The organism is Bacteroides sp. OF04-15BH (assembly GCF_003477995.1).
Classification (GTDB): domain Bacteria; phylum Bacteroidota; class Bacteroidia; order Bacteroidales; family Bacteroidaceae; genus Paraprevotella.
Genome location: NZ_QUEM01000114.1, coordinates 1 through 569 on the forward strand (window position 1 = coordinate 1; position 569 = coordinate 569).

At 50.3% G+C, this 569-nt stretch carries 1 pseudogene; it reads left to right on the forward strand.

Features of this window, described 5'->3' with window-relative positions:
• A pseudogene (locus DXA74_RS16835) lies at positions 1-569 on the forward strand (T9SS C-terminal target domain-containing protein); the annotation flags it as partial.

A 569-nucleotide genomic window follows, 5' to 3' on the forward strand; every position in this document is an offset into this window, starting at 1 on the left:
GGTGTTGAACCACTGGACTATGGTTCAGCATCGGGTGAAGACCTGCTTTATCAATCAAGTGATTCTTTGTCCGAGAACGGTTTTAAGGAAAGCGCTCTGCGAGTTGTGTCCTACTTCAAGGTAAGCAATCCTTCAACAACATTGTGGGGAGACAACTCCAACACCACATTATTCATAGGAACACCTTCCACCTCTGGCAGCTTCGGTACGGATTTCCCGACCTCGCTCTTCGGTAATGCTTCCATCCGGGGATATGCCCCTGAGCTTATTGTTTTCAGCAGGATGCTTACACCCGATGAGCGCAGAAAAGTGGAGAGCTATCTGGCGGTAAAGTACGGCATCACCCTCAAAGGCTCGTATCTTGACAGCGACGGAAACCTGACTTGGGATATGGCGGAGAACCAAGCCTACCACCATAGGGTCACAGCTGTTGGAACCGACATGGCAGGAAGTCTCTCACAACCGCTTTCCGCAACATCATATGAGGAAAGTCCGGTATATGCGGCCTTGAAGGAGAACGGAACTTACCATGACGCAAATCCATACAACCCTTCATCCGCTTCCCGTCT